General features: G+C 59.5%; 12 protein-coding genes. All 12 read left to right on the top strand.

The annotated features are described in order from the left end of the window. The first annotated feature begins 4 nt into the window (after nt 1–4). The 12 genes from ACA051_RS29165 (at nt 5) to ACA051_RS29110 (ending at nt 15283) form a co-directional block, all read left to right on the top strand. Nucleotides 5–1522: a sigma-54 interaction domain-containing protein gene (locus tag ACA051_RS29165; protein ID WP_497306455.1), complete on the top strand. Its 1518-nt coding sequence runs from the start codon at nt 5–7 to the stop codon at nt 1520–1522. A 270-nt stretch (nt 1523–1792) separates the two neighbouring features. Then, on the top strand, nt 1793–1933 hold the full coding sequence (locus tag ACA051_RS29160; RefSeq protein ID WP_007894589.1) for a hypothetical protein: 141 nt from the start codon (nt 1793–1795) through the stop codon (nt 1931–1933). A 17-nt stretch (nt 1934–1950) separates the two neighbouring features. Next, nucleotides 1951–3147, top strand: coding sequence for a type VI secretion system-associated FHA domain protein TagH (gene tagH, locus ACA051_RS29155; protein ID WP_497372878.1), 1197 nt, complete (start codon nt 1951–1953; stop codon nt 3145–3147). 5 nt (nt 3148–3152) lie between these two features. Then, entirely contained in the window at nt 3153–3653 is a 501-nt protein-coding gene (gene tssJ, locus ACA051_RS29150) for a type VI secretion system lipoprotein TssJ (RefSeq protein ID WP_497306452.1), read from the top strand. A gap of 2 nt (nt 3654–3655) precedes the next feature. After that, nucleotides 3656–4987 (top strand): type VI secretion system baseplate subunit TssK, encoded by a 1332-nt coding sequence (tssK, locus tag ACA051_RS29145; RefSeq protein WP_094469962.1) that lies wholly within the window; start codon nt 3656–3658, stop codon nt 4985–4987. 5 nt (nt 4988–4992) lie between these two features. Then, on the top strand, nt 4993–5868 hold the full coding sequence (gene icmH / locus ACA051_RS29140; protein WP_461977899.1) for a type IVB secretion system protein IcmH/DotU: 876 nt from the start codon (nt 4993–4995) through the stop codon (nt 5866–5868). 13 nt (nt 5869–5881) lie between these two features. Beyond that, nucleotides 5882–9421 carry a type VI secretion system membrane subunit TssM gene (tssM, locus tag ACA051_RS29135; protein WP_497372876.1) on the top strand — a complete coding sequence of 1180 codons (3540 nt, stop codon included), beginning with the start codon at nt 5882–5884 and terminating at the stop codon, nt 9419–9421. Then, on the top strand, nt 9421–10149 hold the full coding sequence (locus ACA051_RS29130) for a PP2C family protein-serine/threonine phosphatase (RefSeq protein WP_010465258.1): 729 nt from the start codon (nt 9421–9423) through the stop codon (nt 10147–10149). Before tssM ends, ACA051_RS29130 begins: the two co-directional genes overlap by 1 nt. Next, nucleotides 10146–11147: a serine/threonine-protein kinase gene (locus tag ACA051_RS29125; RefSeq protein ID WP_497372873.1), complete on the top strand. Its 1002-nt coding sequence runs from the start codon at nt 10146–10148 to the stop codon at nt 11145–11147. The genes ACA051_RS29130 and ACA051_RS29125 overlap by 4 nt, the downstream gene beginning before the upstream one ends. Nucleotides 11148–11175: 28 nt before the next feature. Further along, nucleotides 11176–13395 (top strand): type VI secretion system Vgr family protein, encoded by a 2220-nt coding sequence (locus ACA051_RS29120; protein ID WP_497372871.1) that lies wholly within the window; start codon nt 11176–11178, stop codon nt 13393–13395. Continuing rightward, nucleotides 13392–14402, top strand: a complete 1011-nt coding sequence (locus ACA051_RS29115; RefSeq protein ID WP_497306443.1) for a DUF2515 family protein — start codon at nt 13392–13394, stop codon at nt 14400–14402. The genes ACA051_RS29120 and ACA051_RS29115 overlap by 4 nt, the downstream gene beginning before the upstream one ends. Then, on the top strand, nt 14384–15283 hold the full coding sequence (locus tag ACA051_RS29110) for a hypothetical protein (RefSeq protein ID WP_497306441.1): 900 nt from the start codon (nt 14384–14386) through the stop codon (nt 15281–15283). The genes ACA051_RS29115 and ACA051_RS29110 overlap by 19 nt, the downstream gene beginning before the upstream one ends. The last annotated feature ends 48 nt before the right edge of the window (nt 15284–15331 follow it).

Raw genomic sequence — 15331 nt, 5'->3', positions numbered from 1 at the left:
TGTGATGTTCACTCAAGTGCCGCAACCGCTGGTTTATGCCGAAGCCTTGCTGGCGCAGTTCGCCAGCCTGTCGCGCGCGGCGGACGGCGCTGCGCTGCTGGGTGACTTCGTGCGCGGGTTGGCCGAACTCAGTGGTTGCGAGCTGACGCAGCTGTACCTGCTGGACGCGACTCACACATGCCTGGGGATGAACGCCGAGTGCCTCAACGGCATCCTGCAACCCCGGGAAGCGGAGAGCCTGCCGGCGGATTACAACGGTGAACAACTGCTGCAATTCGCCCTGTGCCAGAACCGCGTGGTGAGCCTCAGCGAGTTGAGCGGCAGCCTGCACGAAACCAGCTTCCTGCCACCGCAAGCCACGCCCTGGCAGTCGCTGTTGTGTGTGCCGCTGGTCAATCAACAGAAAGCTGTCGAAGGCTTGCTGCTGTGCGCCAGTCGCCGGCACATCGACCTGCAAGGCTTCGCCGATTCTCTCGCTCAACTGGGTTCGTTCGTGCTGGGCCAACTGCATCTGTTGCAGCGTTTGCGGCAGCCGACGGGTGAGGCGAGACCGCTGAAAGCCAGCGTTCCGAGCGCCAGCGGTTATGGCCTGATCGGCAAGAGCAAGGCCATGCGCGAGACCTATTCGCTGATCAGCAAAGTCCTGCACAGCCCGTACACCGTGCTGCTGCGCGGCGAGACCGGCACCGGCAAGGAAGTGGTCGCGCGCGCGATTCACGACTGTGGCCCGCGCCGTTCCCAGGCGTTCATCGTGCAGAACTGCGCGGCGTTCCCGGAGAACCTGCTGGAGAGCGAACTGTTCGGCTACCGCAAAGGCGCATTCACCGGCGCGGACCGCGACCGCGCCGGGCTGTTCGATGCGGCCAATGGCGGCACCTTGCTGCTCGATGAAATCGGCGACATGCCGTTGTCCCTGCAAGCCAAGCTGCTGCGGGTGTTGCAGGAAGGCGAGATTCGTCCGCTGGGCTCCAACGACACCCACAAGATCGACGTGCGCATCATCGCCGCGACGCACCGGGATTTGTCGGTGCTGGTCAGCGAAGGCAAATTCCGCGAGGACTTGTACTACCGCCTCGCGCAGTTCCCGATCGAGCTGCCGGCCCTGCGTCAGCGCGAAGGCGACATCCTCGACCTGGCCCGGCACTTCGCCGACAAGGCTTGCTCGTTTTTGCAGCGCGATGCCGTGCGTTGGTCCGATGCAGCGCTGGATCACCTGTCCGGTTATGCCTTCCCCGGCAACGTGCGCGAACTCAAAGGCCTGGTCGAACGCGCGGTGCTGCTGTGCGAGGGCGGCGAGTTGCTGGCCGAGCATTTCTCCCTGCGCATGGAAGCCATGCCGGAAGACAACAGCCTGAACCTGCGCGAACGCCTGGAGCAGGTCGAACGCAGCCTGCTGCTCGATTGCCTGCGCAAAAACGACGGCAACCAGACCCTCGCCGCCCGCGAACTGGGCCTGCCGCGCCGCACGCTGCTGTACCGCCTCGGGCGCCTGAATATCAATCTGGGTGATTTCGATGGTTAACGTTTTTTTCGGCCAACCACTACCTGTGGCGAGGGAGCTTGCTCCCGCTGGGCTGCGCAGCAGCCCCAAAACCATGCGCCGCGGTGCATCCGTTAAACCGCATCTGATGATCTACGACTGCTTCGCAGCCGAGCGGGAGCAAGCTCCCTCGCCACAGGGACTTGTGCCGGATCCCCAGGCCAGAGCGCTCGGCTTCATCTCATCCGCTTCTAACAGCGCCGCCCAACCGGGTCGGCGCTTTGTACTTTGTCTACCCCTGGAGACCCTCTGATGCCTGTTCGTCACTGGCAAGCCGTCCTGCTGACCCTCGTCGTTTTATGCGGCCTCGGCGGCTGTAGCGGCAATTACAAATACAACGACAACACCTATCGCCCATTGGGTGATCCGCAGGCGGTCAATCGCGGCAAGTGACCGCAAGGAGTATCACCATGGAACTGGTTTTCGAAATGCTGAACACCAAGCAGTTCGTGCCCACGGATTTGTGCCAGAAGACCTTCAAGCAGGCCGGTGGCGTGATTGGCCGGGGCGAGGACTGCGACTGGATCATCCCGGACCGCAAGCGTCACCTGTCCAACCACCACGCGTTGATCAGCTACCGCGAAGGCACGTTTTTCCTGACCGATACCAGCAGCAACGGTATCCAGGACAGCGAAAGCGGCGCGCGCCTGCGCAAGGGCGAAGCGATGCGCATCGAACATGGCAGCGTGTATGTGCTGGGTGATTTCGAGATCCGTGCGCGGCTGGTGCGCGACCCGGCGACCTTCGACGTGGAAGTCGGTCGTCCGCAAGCGGCCGGCAGCATCATTCCGGACGATGCGTTCCTCGACCTCGACCCGCTGAACGCCCTCGATCAGCAAGAGCGCGTGTATTCGGAAATCGACGAACTGATCTCCCCGAGCACGACCATCGAGGACACCCGTCAGCGAGCTGACTATGCGCGCATCGACATGGAAAGCCTGATGGTCCCGGAGCTGATCAACGCCCCGGCAGAGCCAGCCCCTGCGCCACCGCCCAAAGCGGTCGAGCGTCAGAGCGAAGGATTCTGGGAGCATTTTGGTGCCGCGCTGGGCGTGGACCTCAAAGGCCTCGACCACGACACCCGCGAAGCCCTTGCGCTGAACGCTGCCCGCTTGCTCAAGCAGAGCGTCGGCGGTTTGCAGCAGAGCCTGCGCACCCGCAGCGAACTGAAAAACGAACTGCGCCTGGCCCAGACCACGGTGCAAGGCACCCACAAAAACCCGCTGAAATTCGCCGTCGATGCCGGCGAAGCGCTGGGCATCTTGTTGCAGCCGAACAAGCCGGGCCAGATGCCGCCCGAGCAAGCGATCTCCCGTGCGTTCCGCGATTTGCAGGCGCATCAGGTGGCGTTGCTGACCGCCAGCCGTGCCGCCGTTCGCGGCACGCTGGAACACTTCTCGCCGCAGCAACTGACCCTGCGTTTCGAGCGCGACAACAAGCCGTTGCTGGCCACGTCCGGCAGCCGCTGGAGAGCTTACGGTCGTTATCACCAGGCCCTGCGCCAGGATGATGACTGGAGCGAGCGTCTGTTGGCCCGCGACTTTGCCCAGGCCTACGAAGAACAGATTCGCCTGATTTCCACCCTTCACACCGACCACCAAGGATGATGCGCATGTCTCGCTGCTCGACCGCTTTTTTCAAGACGCTGACGGCGTTCGCGGCCCTGGTGCTGCTGGCTGGCTGCTCGTCGCTGTCGCCGTATTCCCACGTCACCAAGCTCAACCTGAAGCTCACCGCCAGCGATCAGTTGAACCCGGACCTCAACGGGCGTCCGTCGCCAATCGTCGTGCGCCTGTTCGAGCTCAAGCACCCGGTGACCTTCGAGAACGCTGACTTCTTCAGCCTGTACGAGCGCGCCAAGGAATCCCTGGCCCCGGACCTGGTGGCCAGCGAAGAAATTGAACTGCGTCCAGGTGAAACCGTAGAGATGAAACTCAGCGTGGAGGAGGGCAGCCGCTACGTTGGCATCCTCGCCGCCTACCGTGACCTGCCGGAAACCAAGTGGCGCTACACGGTGCAAATCACCCCGGTGGAAGTCACCGACGCAGACCTGACCCTCGATCAGGCCGGCATCCGCAACAGCAACGAAACGCTCGCCAAGGCAGATGACTGAACATGAACTCCCATAAAGTCATTTGGCAGGAAGGCATGCTGCTGCGTCCGCAGCACTTCCAGCATAACGACCGTTATTACGACCACCAGATGAAGACCCGTACCCAGTTACTGGGCAGCTACACCTGGGGCTTCCTCAATCTGGAAATCGATTTGCAGTTCCTCAACATGGGCAAACTGGTGATCAGCCAGGCCTCGGGGATTCTGCCGGACGGCAGCCTGTTCGAACTCGGCGGCAACACTGAGCCGCTGGCCCTCGACGTGCCGCCGAACACTGGCAACACGCCGATCTACCTGGCGCTGCCGCTGGTCACCGGCAATCACATCGAGTCCCGCCGCCCGGAGCAATCCGACGTGCTGGCGCGCTACACCGCGTATGAAGCGGAAGTCGCCGACTCCAACGCCGGTGACGATTCCGCGAGCCAGGTCAGCTGCGGCCGCCCGGACTTCAAACTGTTGCTCGGCGAGCAGCAGAGCGACCAGGCCTACGTGAAACTGAAGATCTGTGAAGTGCTCGACACCACGCCCGACGGCGTCATCAGCCTCGACCCGGATTTCGTGCCGACCTACATTCAGGCGCATGCCTCCAGCTACTTGCTGTCGTGCCTGAAAGAAGTGATCAGCATGCTCGGTCACCGGGGCGACACCATCGCCGAGCGCATCCGCTCCAACGGCAAAGTCGGTGGCGCGGAAGTCGGCGACTTCATGATGCTGCAACTGATCAACCGCACCGAACTGCTGCTGCGCCACTACCTCGGCCTGGAGCAGGTTCACCCGGAAGAGTTGTACCGCACGCTGCTGACCATGCTCGGCGACTTGGCAACCTTCTCCAGCGACAGCAAACGCCCGCGTCTGGACAGCCGTTATCAGCACAGCGACCAGGGCGCGAGTTTCCGCAAACTGATGGAAGCGATTCGTCAGGTGCTGTCGATGGTGCTCGAACAGCACGCCATCGAACTGGTGCTGCAAGCGCGTCAGTACGGGATCATCGTCTCGCCGTTGCACGACCACAAACTGCTGGGCTCGGCCTCATTCGTGCTCGCGGCCAGCGCCAACTGCGACTCCGAAGAACTGCGCCACCGCTTGCCGGCGCACCTCAAGGTCGGCCCGGTGGAGCGCATCCGCCAACTGGTCAACCTGCATCTGCCGGGCATCAAGGTCAAACCGTTGCCGGTGGCCCCGCGGCAGATCGCGTTCCACTCCAACAAAACCTATTTCATTCTCGAACTCAGTTCCGAAGACCTGGCACAACTCGAACGCTCCGGCGGCTTCGCGTTCCACGTGTCCGGCGAATTCGCCGAGCTTGAACTGAAATTCTGGGCCATCAGGAACTGACCGACATGATCAAGGACATGGAACACAACCAGGACGATAAAACCGTCCTGCTCGACCGCCAGGGCCACGGCCCGGCGCAGAGTCCGCTGACCGATTTCGCCGCACCGCCGCGTTTTGAACAGCTCGAAGAACGGATGATTTACGCGGCGCGTTTGCGCCCGGCGGAGTCCTTCAACATCAGCCTCAATTCGCTGGTGGCCGCCGCGTCCGATCTGTTGTCGGAAGTGGTGCGGCTCAAGCACAGCGACACCCGCGAAGACATGTACGCGCTCAACGAGCGACTGACCGCCGGGCTGAAACTGTTTGAAGTGCGCGCCCTGCACAACGGCGCCGAAAGCAGCCAGGTGATGGCCGCGCGTTACGTGCTCTGCACCGTGGTCGACGAAGCCGTCGTGACCACACCGTGGGGCAACGAAAGCGAGTGGTCGCAGATGAGCCTGCTCAGCAGCTTCCACAACGAAACCTTCGGCGGCGAGAAGTTCTTCCAGTTGCTGGATCGCCTGTCGAAAAACCCGGTCAAGCACCTGCCGATGCTGGAGCTGATGTACCTGTGCCTGTCCCTCGGTTTCGAAGGCAAGTACCGCGTGCAAGCCCGCGGCATGCTCGAACTTGAAGGCATCCGCGACGCCTTGTATCGCCAGATCCGTCAGTTGCGCGGCGACGTGCCACGTGAGCTTTCGCCGCACTGGGAAGGCTTGAACGATCAGCGCCGCAGCCTGGTGCGCATCGTGCCGGCGTGGATGGTGGTGCTGTTCACCGTGGTCTGCCTGGTGGTGATGTATTCGGGTTTCGCCTGGGTGTTGGGCGAGCAACGCGAAACCGTTCTGCAACCTTTTCAGCAGCTAGATCCGGCCGCGGTCCAGCCGCAGTCGCAGCCGTAAACAGGGACGTGTGATGAAAAAGTTTTTCAAGAAAGTCGGCGCATTCTTGCGCAAGACCTGGGTCTGGACCTTGCTGGTGGTGCTGTTTGTCGCGCTGCTGGTGTGGTTCGTCGGGCCGCTGCTGGCGGTGGACGATTACAAGTTCTGGGAAGGTTCGACCGCCCGCCTGCTGACCATCAGTGTGCTGTTCCTGATCTGGGGCCTGACCATGGTCTTCGTCAGCTGGCGCGCCGGTGTGCGCAAAAAAGCGGTCGAGGACACCGAAGACGGTCAGGATCGTATCCGCCGCGAAGAGCTGATCGACGAAGAGCAGAAAGAGCTTCGCGTGCGCTTCAAGGATGCGCTGAAAACCCTGAAGACCTCGAGCCTGTATCGCGGTCGCAGCGAGCGCTGGCGCAGTGATTTGCCGTGGTACTTGCTGATCGGCCCGCAGGGCAGCGGCAAGACCAGCCTGCTGGACTTCTCGGGCCTTGAGTTTCCGATCAACAAGATCGACCGCAAACTGACCCGCGACACCCTCGGCACCCGTCATTGCGACTGGTATTTCGCCGACCACGGTGTGCTGATCGACACCGCCGGGCGTTACCTGACCCAGCCGGATGCCGAAGTCGACGGCAGCGCCTGGAGCACCTTGCTCGACCTGCTGCGCAAGCGTCGCCGCAACCGCCCGTTGAACGGCGTGTTGGTGACCATCCCGGTTGAACTGCTGCTGGGCAACACCGAGCAGGACCTCGACACGTTGGCTCGCCAGGTGCGTGCTCGCTTGCAGGATGTGCATCAGAAACTGCACGTCGATGTGCCGGTGTATCTGGTGCTGAGCAAGGCGGACAAGCTGCTCGGTTTCGACGAGTTCTTCGATCAACTGACCCGCGAAGAAAGCGATCAGGTACTCGGCACCAGTTTCCGCAAGGAGCAGAGCGGCACCGACGTCGCCGTCCTGCGCGCCGAGTTCGAAGAGCTGCTGCGTCGCCTGAACAGCCAGGTGATCATGCGCATGCACCAGGAGCGCGACACCCAGCGCCGTGGTCGAATCCTCGACTTCCCGCATCAACTGGGGCAGATCGGCGAGCGTTTGTGCCTGTTCGTTGACATGGCGTTCACCGGCAACCGCTACCAGCGTGTCAGCCAATTGCGCGGTTTCTACCTGACCAGCGCGCCGCACCTGACTCAAGAGATGGACCAGACCACCGCCGGCATCGGCGCCAGTCTGGGCATGAGCGCCGGCATGCTGCCGACCTTGCGCAGTGGCCGTTCGCGGTTCATTCACCATTTGCTCAGCCGGGTGATTTTCCCCGAGGCCGACCTGGCCGGTCTGGACAAGCGCGAACGCAGCCGCATCCATTGGGGTCAACGTGCGTTGTACGTCGGCGCACTGGCGGCACTGGCATTGTTCGGCATGCTGTGGGCGGGCGGTTTCTCCGCCAACTACGAGCGTCTGGAAAACCTGCGTAACCTGGCCACCAACTGGACACAACAGCGCTCGGCCCTGACCGCGCGTGATGATTCCATGGCGGTGCTCAAGCCCCTCGACACCAGCTACGCAGCGACTCAAGTCTTCCCGAAAAAAGGTGACGTGAGTTACCACGAACGTGGCGGCCTGTACCAAGGCGAAGACGTCAATCCAGTGGTCAAGGACGCCTACGAGCGTGAACTCGAAGCGCAACTGCTGCCGAAGGTCGCGACCCTGCTGGAAGGGCAGATCCGCGCCAACATGAAGGACCGCGAACGCCTGCTCAACAGCCTGCGTGCGTACCTGATGCTGAACATGAAAGATCGCCGTGACGGCCCATGGCTTAAGGATTGGGTCGCCACCGAATGGTCCCAGCGTTACGCCGGTAACACCGCGGTGCAGAACGGCCTGAACACGCACTTCGAGCGTTTGCTCAAGCAGCCGTTCATCTACCCACTGAACGATCAACTGGTGGCGCAAGCGCGTCAGGTGCTGCGCAGTGAGTCGCTGGCCAACGTGGTTTACCGGATGCTGCGCGAGCAGGCCCGCAACCTGCCGGAATACCGTTTGAGCCAACACATAGGCCCGCAGGCTTCGCTGTTTGTCGGCACCGATTACGTGATCCCGGGCTTCTACACCCAACAGGGTTATCAGCAGTATTTCTCGGTTCAGGGCAGTGCGCTGGTCACCGACATCCTGCGTGACAATTGGGTACTGGGCGAAGGCTCGGGCATCAGCGGCATGGACTTGCGTCGTCTGATGGTCGAATTGGAGCAACTGTACTTCCGCGACTACGCCAACTTCTGGAGTGAGGCGGTCGGCCAGGTTGCCCTGCCACCGATCAACGATGCGGGCGAGGGCGCCGAGCAACTGGCGGGCCTGACTTCCGCTAACTCCCCAGTGCTGCAATTGCTGGTGGAAGTGCGCGAGAACACCCGGTTCCCGGCAGAAGCCGAACCGGTTGATCAGGCGGCTGATGTCGCTGGTGCGCTGGCCGATCAGAAAGGCAAATTGGGCAAGCTGGGTAAACTGGCGTCTGCCGCAGCGGACCAGGCCTCGGAGATGGCCGCGATCAAGAACCTGCCAGACACCGCGAAGAAATCCCTGCAACGCCGCTTCGAACCGCTGCACCGTCTGCTGGATGACAACAACGGCCCGGCCGCTGATTTGACCCCGGCACTGACGGCGCTCAACGACCTGCAGCTGCAACTGGCGAGCCTGGCGCGTGCCAGTTCCCCGGATCAGGCCGCGTTCGAAATGGCCAAAACCCGCATGAGCGGCCAGCGTGATGCGCTGAGCAACTTGCGCAATGCCTCCAACCGTCTGCCGCGTCCGGTGAGCGTGTGGTTCAACGTCCTGGCCGAAGACACTTGGCGTCTGGTGCTCAACGATTCCTACCAGTACCTGAACCAGCGTTATCAGAGCGAGCTGTACAGCTTCTACGGCAAGGCGATCAACAAGCGATACCCGTTCAGCGCCCACAGCACCAGCGACGTCGCGATCAGCGACTTCCGCGAGTTCTTCAAGGCGCAGGGCATCAACGATCGCTTCTTCGAGACCTACATGCGTCCATTCGTCAGTGGCGATCCGGGCAACTACCGCCTGCGCACCATCGACGGCCACAGCATGCCGATCTCCAAGGTCTACCTCGACCAGATGGCTGCGGCCCAAGTCATTCGCCAGAGCTTCTTCTCGGTCAACCCGGCCGAGCCGCAAGTGCAGTTCAAGCTTGAGCCGTACACCCTCGACCCGGCCGTCAGCCGTTCCGAGTTCAAGTTTGGCGACAAGACCATCGAATACCGCCACGGCCCGATCGTGCCGGTGTCGTTCAAATGGCCGACCGACGCTGAAGACGGTCGCACCAGCCTGGTCCTCGACAAAATGGCCGGCCGCCCGATCGGTATCGAAAAGAACACCGGCCCATGGTCGCTGTTTCGTCTGTTCGACCTGATGCAGACCGAGTACTTGAGCGGTCGCGATGTGCTGGTACTCAAAGCTGACGTGGGTGGCCTGCGCGCCAATTACCTGCTCAGCAGCCAGCGCACACCGAACCCGTTCGACATGGGCGTGCTGCGCACCTTCCGTATGCCGGTGCAGCTCTGATGCTGGTTGCCAGTCCCTGGCGCAGCGCTGCGCGTACCGATCCGGGCAAGGTTCGGGCGCGCAACGAAGATGCTTTTCTCGACTGTCCACAGCAGGGGCTGTGGGTGGTCGCGGACGGCATGGGCGGTCATCAGGGGGGCGACATTGCCAGCCAGTTGATCGTCGCCAGCCTGGCGGAATTGCCGGTGCAGGACGACTTCGACGAACGACTCAAAGGTATCCGCCAGTGCCTGCACTGGTTGAATCGCCGCTTGGGCCAGGAGTTGACCGTCACCGCCGGACGCCACGACAGCATCATGGGCAGCACCGTGGTGGCGCTGCTGGTGGAAGGCAATCGCGCGGCCTGCATCTGGGCCGGCGACAGCCGTTGCTACCTGTGGCGTGGCCAGCGCTTGTATCAGCTGTCCAAGGACCATTCGCTGCAACAGCAACTGATCGACGAGCAAAACATGAGCGTCGAAGACGCCCGTGCGCATCCGTCGGCCCATGCCCTGACCCGTGCGGTCGGGGCGGCTGATGTGCTGACGCTGGACGTGCTCGAGCTCGAGGTTTACCCCGGCGATACGTTCCTGTTGTGCAGCGACGGTTTGTACCAAGGGCTCAGCAGCGATGCCCTGGGCAATGCCCTGAGCCTGACCGCGCCGCACGTTGCGCTTGAGCGTCTGTTCGACGGCGCCCTGCGTGGCTCGGCCCGGGACAACCTGACTGCCGTGGTGATCCGACAATGACCCAACTCATGCCGCCGCTCGACGACCTGCTGGTGACCGACGAGGAAGCCAATAACCTGACTTACTTTGCGTTCGCCAAATCTCATCAGGCGGAACCTGCACTGGCGCCGACCAAGGCCAGTGTCGGCGAAATGCCCGACGTGCTCGCGGGCCGTTACCGCATCGAGCGTCTGCTCGGTGCCGGCGGCATGGGCGCGGTTTACCGCGCACGGGACTTGCTGAGCGAACAGTTCGGCGATCCCGACCCTTACATCGCGCTGAAAATCCTCAGCGAAGAATTTGCCGAATCGCCGGACGCCAGCGCCTTGCTCTACAGCGAGTTCGCCCTGACCCGACGCTTGCGCCACGACAACGTGCTGCGACCGCACACTTTTGAAGTGGACACCGACTGCCAGCGCGCCTTCATCACCATGGAACTCATGCGTGGGCTGACCCTGGACAAACTGCTCTGCGAGCGGCCCCTGGGCCTGCCGTGGAAAGAGCTGCGCGACATCGCGCTGCCGCTGCTCGACGCGCTGGCCTACGCCCACGCTCGCGGCGTGCTGCACGGTGACATGAAACCAAGCAACGTGATGCTCAGCGAAGAAGGCGTGCGCCTGTTCGACTTCGGTCTCGGTCAAGCCGAAGAGGGCATCCTGCCCGGCCTGCCACACCTGAGCCGCGACCGCTTCAACGCCTGGACCCCGGGCTACGCCGCACCGGAGCTGCTCGAAGGCCAACCGCTGTCGGCCAGTGCCGACGTGTACGGCGTGGCCTGCGTGCTCTACGAACTGGCGGGCGGCAAACACCCGTTCCGTCGCTTGTCTTCAGTCGAAGCCCGCGACGCGCACCTCGACCGCGAGCTGCACGCACCGCGCAATCTACCGAAACACTGCTGGCCAGCCCTGCGAACGGCGCTGGCTTTCGATGCGGCCAAGCGCACCATCACCGCCGCCCAACTGCGTGACGCCATGGGCGCCACTTCGTCTTTGCTGCAGCGCCTGCGACTGCGGGCGTAACGGATGACTACCGAACAGGGAGCAAGCAATGTTCAACCCGTCTAACGAAACGCATTTCAGCCTGACCGTCGAAGACTACGTGGGCGACCTGCAAGTGCTGTCGTTCACCGGCACCGAAGGCATCAGCCAGCCGTATCGCTTCGACCTCGAACTGGTCAGCGAAAACCCCGATCTGGACCTGGAAAAACTCCTGCACAAACAGGCGTTCCTGGCGTTCGATCCGCAAGGCTCCGGCATTCACGGCCAGATCTACCGCGTCGCCCAAGGTGACGCCGGCAAGCGACTGACCCGCTACAAAATCTCCCTGGTGCCGCAACTGCAATACCTGCATCACCGCACCAACCAGCGCATCTACCAGCAGATGTCCGCGCCGAAAATCATCGCGCTGATCCTCGACGAACACGGCATCAAGGGCAACGCCTACCGCTTCCAGCTCAGCCAACCCTGCCCGGACCGCGACTACTGCGTGCAATACGACGAAACCGACCTGCACTTCGTCCAGCGCCTGTGCGAAGAGGAAGGCATTCACTACCACTTCCAGCACAGCGAGAAAGGCCATCTGCTGGTGTTCGGCGATGACCAGACAGTGTTTCCAAAACTCGGCCAGCCCACCGCCTACGTCCAAGGCAGCGGCATGGTCGCCGACGAGCCCGTCATCAAAGGCTTCAAACTGCGCCTGGAAACCCGCACCGGCCGCGTCACCCGCCGCGACTACGACTTCGAAAAACCACGCCTGCAACTCGAAGCCGCCTACAAGCCTGACGGCGAAAGCACCGAACCGGATCTGGAAGATTACGACTACCCCGGCCGCTTCCTCGACCGCGCGCGCGGCAAATTCCTCAGCCAACGCGCCCTCGAGCGCCACCGCGCCGACTACCAGCAAGCCGAAGGCAAAAGCGATCAGACCACCCTGGTCAGCGGCCACTTCCTGGAAATGTCCGACCACCCGCGCACCGAGTGGAACGACCTCTGGCTGCTCACCGAAATCGTCCACGAAGGCAAACAACCGCAAGTCCTCGAAGAGTCCGTGACCAGCGACACCACCGACAACAAAGACGACTTCCACCAGGGCTACCGCAACCGCTTCCTCGCCACCCCGTGGACCGTGTTCTACCGCCCGGCTCTGGAACACCCGAAACCCCGCGTCCTCGGCAGCCAGACCGCCATGGTCACCGGCCCCAAAGGCGAAGAGATTCACTGCGATCAGTACGGCCGCATCAAAGTGCAATTCCACTGGGACCGCGAAGGGTTGGCGGATGACAAAACCAGCTGCTGGATGCGCGTCTCCAGCTCTTGGGCCGGCGACCGCTACGGCGCCATCGTCATCCCGCGCATTGGGATGGAAGTGCTCGTCACCTTCCTCGAGGGCGACCCCGATCAGCCACTGGTGACCGGTTGCCTGTATCACAAGGAAAACCAGGTTCCCTACGAATTGCCGGCCAACAAGACTCGCACCGTGTTCAAAACCCTCAGCTCACCGGGGGGCGGTGGGTTCAATGAACTGAGGATTGAAGACAAGAAGGGTGCAGAGCAGATCTTCATTCATGCCCAGCGGGATTGGGATGAAAACATTGAGCATGACCAGAAGATTCGCGTGGGTAACGAACGCCACGATACGGTGGTCAAGAACACCTACACCGAGCTCAAGGCTGAAGAGCATCGCACCACAATTGCTGATCGTAAGGTTGAAGTGAAAGCCGACGACCACCTGTCTGTGGGGCAAAATCAACACGTCAAACTCGGCACAGCTCAGTTGACCTATGCGGGGAAAGAGATCCACCTCAAATCCGGCGACAAAATGGTGATTGAGGCGGGGATGGAACTTACGGTTAAAGCGGGAGGAAGCTTCATCAAGCTGGATGCTGGCGGTGTGACCGTGGTGGGGCCAGTTGTGAAGATCAACGCTGGGGGGGCGGCGGGAAGCGGAACGGGTATTGGGATTCTGGTTCCCGGACTGCCGATGATTGCTGATCAGGATCGGGCGGGCAGTGTGCTGAAGAATGAGGCGATTAAAAGCTATTACGAAAAAATTCAATTCGTAACGAGTTCTGGTGATCCAGTTGAGGGGCTTACTGCCGCATTTATTTTGCCTAACACGGCTTCCCCGTTGAGGTTTCGCAGCGATGCTGATGGCCACTCCCCTCAGGTAAAAGCGGATTCAGTACAAACTGCCGACGTCCACCTTGTATGGGACAGCTTTGGTGTTCCTGATGGGGCAGATGATTACGAACGGAGTCGAAAAAAATGAGTAGTGCACCCACCCCTTTGGCAAAAGTTGAAATTAACAAGGCCAAAAATGATCCCCCGCGACAGATCGAGGCGACGTGCGCGCATTTGTGGTCTCTTGCGCAATTTCACGCAATAAAACGGTTGAGTACCTACAGGAAGGAGTACTACCTGTTCGGTGAGTCAAAATGGATGCTTGTCGGTGACTTTAGTACCCGTGCTGCCCGTATTGCCGGTGTATATGCTTCTTTCTATTTGGAAGAAGAAGATGGCGGCAAGAAGGAATTTAAGGGGCGGTTTTATTGGATGGGATTGGCTGCATTTGCAAGCAAGCAAGTCATGTGCGGTCTAGATTTTACAAAGATTGCTACCGCTGCGATGCCTATTGGTAAACCCGTGATTGATATTGGGAAGAATGGTCTAGGTAAAGGTAATTTTTGGTTGTTTCAAGATATTTTTTGCTGGCATTGGTTTTATAGTAAGTACCCAAACAAATTTGAAGGTTGTTCGGGAGGTCGTAATAGTGAAAAGTTTGAAGAGATAATAAAAACAGGTTTGAAAATTCTGCCATGGGCTCAGGAGTCTTTGGGTGTCATTGATAATTTTAAAATAAAGCAGGAAGTAACTGATGCCTTTTCAACTATCAAAAAAGTTGAGGGGAAGGCGCCGGGAAAAGAGAGGCAGGATCTTCAGTATAAATCGCTCATTGCGACGGCAAATCATGAGCAGCTAAATATACTGCAACCACTTATATATGAAGATCCAGTGTTTAAAGCAATTCTTGATGTCCAGAAAAAATCAGAAGGGATGCCGCTTGTGCCTTTGCGGTCAGCTGCATTTTCAACAGCTTGCGACGTAAAAGAGCCAGAACTGAGAGAGCAGATGTATGAAGGTGATTTATATAACGCTCAGAATCGGATGGAATTTATTCAACAAATCGCCGATAAATATCATGGGCTCATGATAAATAGAAAAGAATACATGGAAAGAATGATTACTGAGATATCTGGATGGAGAAACAAACCGTGAAGTGGTATTGGATCTTACCGTTCCTCTGTCTCGCTGGATGCGATAGCGCCAAAAATGAAGGTGCCAATGAAATGAAAAATGAAGCAGTTAACATGAGTGTCGAATTGGGTAGCCCTGTCGAGACCCTATTGAAGAAAGGCCCATTAGAATTCACCTCCGATTGCTTGGATGCGGTAAACATGTGCTGGTATGAAATTAGGCGCGGAGGTAAGGATCAAGCGTTGATGAACGTAACCGTCACTCAGCCAGACAGTACTCTCGAAATAAAACAAGTGATAGGTCTTAATGTTGTCGTAGATGGCGATGTAACTCAGGATGTTGAAGAGGTTGTGATGACTCTCCGAGGATTGCCAGATAATAGTTCTCATGAAGAAAATAAGAAGCTTGTATACAAATTGATATCTGACCTCAAAGCCGGCGGTTGGAGGAAATATTATTTTTCTTCCGATCCTCGCATTTCCAGCTCGGAGTTAAATAAATTTGACTGGAAGGATGATGTTTTTGGCGGAACGCCATTAAGCCATCCGTTGTTTGATCCTGATCACGAAATGAGTTTGGACGACTGGCTGGCAGGTGATGGGTTTTATGATTGGTATTTGTACAGTGGTCACTACATTAGCCATGTCAAAGTACAAAGAAGAAATTCCGCCACTGATCCATCCCGGACAGGTGTATACCTTGTAAAAATCGAGTTCAAGTCTCTGGATAATTTCTGGAGGACGGACTTCGAGGAGGCAGTTCGACCTAGATGGAAAGAGTTATTTCCAGCTCATTTGCAACAGCTCCTCCAACGGCGTTCGGAAACAGAAGATCGAGCTCGAGCCGCTGGGGTGAAGATAGATGAAAGCTACAAAGCGCCGATTATGGAGCAAGTCAGATAGGTGAGATAAGAGGATGGATTTATTTCGAAAGTAAATCCATCCCCTTAC

It is taken from the genome of Pseudomonas sp. LBUM1669, from assembly GCF_059695705.1.
The sequence above is the reverse complement of the archived record's forward strand: the minus strand, read 5'-3'. Positions and strand labels throughout refer to the sequence as shown.